The sequence below is a fragment of the Pseudomonas sp. NPDC087346 genome, assembly GCF_044744235.1.
Lineage (GTDB): Bacteria > Pseudomonadota > Gammaproteobacteria > Pseudomonadales > Pseudomonadaceae > Aquipseudomonas.
The window spans coordinates 1-2927 of record NZ_JBIUXX010000150.1; the positions used below are offsets into that span (position 1 = coordinate 1).

Sequence of the window (2927 nt, forward strand, 5' to 3'; positions counted from 1 at the left end):
GATGACCGCCAAGCGTCGTAACAACGCCGCTCACGGTATCGAAATCATCGGCGAGCAACTGCGCTCCATGATGCCGTGGATCGGTGCCAACAAGATCGTCGACAAAGCCAAAAACTAAGTCGTCGTCCCTTGTACGAAAAACGCGGCCTCGGCCGCGTTTTTTCGTTTGGGCTGACTGTTCTGGTATAAAGCTGCATCGTTTGTGGCCGAACCGTCGTCCCAGACACCTGTCGAATTTTTCCAAACCGTTGCAAGGTAATGTCCATGAGCGAACGTCCCGAAGAGCCGAACAAGGCTTCTGACGCCGAAAGCCTGCTGCCTATCGATGAACACATCGAGGAAGGGCACGACGCTGAAGGCCGCAAAGTCCGGCATCGTGGTATCTATCTGCTGCCGAATCTGTTCACCACTGCGAATCTGTTTGCAGGTTTTTACTCCATCATCAACTCGATGAGCGCTCAGGCTGCTCTGAGTGCGGGTGATTCTGCCAACGCGAGCAAGTATTTCGCGTTCGCCGCCATCGCGATTTTCGTCGCCATGGTGCTCGACGGCCTCGATGGGCGTGTGGCACGCATGACCAACACCCAAAGTGCCTTCGGCGCCGAGTACGACTCGCTGTCGGACATGGTCGCTTTCGGTGTGGCTCCGGCGCTGCTGGCATTTGGCTGGGCATTGGGCGACATGGGCAAGGTCGGCTGGATGGTTGCCTTCATCTATGTAGCCGGTGCGGCGTTGCGTCTGGCGCGCTTCAACACTCAGGTCGGTACGGCAGACAAGCGTTACTTCATTGGTCTGGCCAGTCCGGCGGCTGCCGGTGTGGTGGCGGGGATTGTCTGGGCATTCAGCGATTACGGAATCCAGGGTTCGAAGATGTCGTTCCTGGTGGCGTTGATGGTTGCGGCTGCGGGCATGCTGATGGTCAGCAACATCAAGTACAACAGCTTCAAGGAGCTGGACCTGAAAGGGCGAGTGCCTTTCGTTGCGATCCTCGCAGTGGTGCTGGTGTTTGCCGTGGTGTTCAGCGATCCACCGCGCATTCTGTTGCTGGTGTTCCTTGCCTACGCCGCTTCCGGCCCGGTGCAGTACCTGTTGCATCTTCGTCGGCACAAAAAAGCCGAGTGATGTAATTTCCCTCATACTCCGCAGTCTATGGGTGCATCTGTCCTCCAAACTGCGGAGTTGTCATGCTGATCAAAATCCCCAAAGCATCTGACTGTCATGAGTCGGATGTCACGTGTGAATCCATTTACCTCTCTCGTCGCCAGATGCTCGGAGCCACCGCTGCCGGTCTGGCGCTCAGCAGCCTGCCGCGTTGGGCCAGTGCCGAAGATGCTGCGCGGTATGCCGGCGTCGAAGCGGGCAATGCGCCTGCCTGGTTCAACGAAAAGCTTGCTTCTACCCAATGGGGCGCAGTCAACATCAAGGATGAGGCTGTCACGCCTTACAAAGACGCAACGCACTACAACAACTTTTATGAGTTCGGTACCGATAAGGGTGATCCGGCTGCGAATGCGGGCTCACTGAAAACCGAGCCGTGGAGCGTCGTGGTTGATGGTGAAGTAGGTAAGCCGGGGCGTTATGCGCTGGAAGACTTCATGAAGCCTTATCAGCTAGAAGAGCGTATCTATCGTCTGCGGTGTGTCGAGGCGTGGTCGATGGTCATCCCGTGGATCGGTTTTCCGATCTCGGCGCTGCTCAAGCAGGTCGAGCCGACTTCCAATGCTAAATACATCCGCTTCGAAACCCTTCAGGACCCCAAGACTATGCCGGGTCAGCGTTCGGGTTTCGCTCTGATCGACTGGCCTTATGTAGAAGGCTTGCGTCTGGATGAGGCGATGAACCCGTTGGCGATTCTTGCGGTGGGTATGTATGGGCGCGAGTTACCGAATCAGAACGGTGCGCCGCTGCGTTTGGTTGTGCCATGGAAATACGGCTTCAAGAGCGTCAAATCCATTGTGCGCATCAGTCTGGTGAGCGAGCAGCCAAAGACCACTTGGCAGAGCATCGCTGCTGACGAGTATGGGTTTTACGCAAACGTGAATCCGACGGTTGATCACCCGCGTTGGACGCAGGCGCGCGAGCGGCGGTTGCCGAACAGCCTGTTCAAGCCGAATGTACGAGACACGCAGATGTTCAACGGATACTCGGAGGAGGTCGCTTCTTTATATAAAGGACTCGATCTGCGGAAGAACTACTGATGCGATATCCATTCTGGCGTGTAGGCGTGTTTATCGCCGCTGCGATCTGGCCGTTGATTTGGTTCTATCAGGCTTTCGCGGATTTGCTCGGCCCTGATCCCGGCAAGGTGCTGGTTGATCGATTGGGGCTGGGTACGTTGGTGCTTCTATTAATCACCTTGAGCATGACGCCTCTGCAAAAGCTCAGCGGCTGGGCAGGGTGGATAGCGGTCCGGCGCCAGTTGGGGCTTTGGTGTTTTGCTTTCGTGGTTCTACATCTATGTAGCTACATGGCATTTATCCTGGGGTTCGATTGGTCGCAATTGGGTGTTGAGCTGCGCAAGCGGCCCTACATTATTGTCGGTACGCTTGGGTTTCTTGGATTGTTGGCGTTGGCACTAACGTCCAATCGCTACAGTCAGCGACGATTAGGCAGTCGCTGGAAGAAGCTGCACCGGTTGGCGTACGTGATTCTTGGCCTGGGATTGCTGCATATGTTGTGGATTGTGCGTGCTGATCTCAAGGAATGGGCGATCTATGCCTTTATAGGTGCTGTGCTTCTCTTGTTGCGTGTCCCGGCTGTTGCCCGCCGAATCCCGCGTTTGCTGACTAAAAAGCCTGTATTGCAAGAAAAGCGAAATTAACGGTTGACGGTAGATTCTGAGTCTCTATAATTCGCCCCACTTCCGGCGCAGTCGAAACGGAAAACTCCTTGGTAAACAAAGAGTTATGTAGGTTTCGGCAGCAGGT

Annotated in this window: 3 protein-coding genes and 1 pseudogene; all 4 read left to right on the forward strand. The window is 55.5% G+C overall.

Going from position 1 to position 2927, the window contains the following annotated elements; all coding sequences use genetic code 11:
* Nucleotides 1-118, forward strand: a pseudogene (locus ACIOZM_RS31600) (ketol-acid reductoisomerase); the annotation flags it as partial.
* A gap of 146 nt (nt 119-264) precedes the next feature.
* Complete coding sequence (gene pssA, locus ACIOZM_RS31605; RefSeq protein ID WP_016983477.1) at nt 265-1122, forward strand: CDP-diacylglycerol--serine O-phosphatidyltransferase; 858 nt, start codon at nt 265-267, stop codon at nt 1120-1122.
* A gap of 62 nt (nt 1123-1184) precedes the next feature.
* Nucleotides 1185-2198: a protein-methionine-sulfoxide reductase catalytic subunit MsrP gene (msrP, locus tag ACIOZM_RS31610; RefSeq protein ID WP_401221556.1), complete on the forward strand. Its 1014-nt coding sequence runs from the start codon at nt 1185-1187 to the stop codon at nt 2196-2198.
* Nucleotides 2198-2821 (forward strand): protein-methionine-sulfoxide reductase heme-binding subunit MsrQ, encoded by a 624-nt coding sequence (gene msrQ, locus ACIOZM_RS31615; protein ID WP_401221558.1) that lies wholly within the window; start codon nt 2198-2200, stop codon nt 2819-2821. Before msrP ends, msrQ begins: the two co-directional genes overlap by 1 nt.
* Nucleotides 2822-2927: the final 106 nt, after the last annotated feature.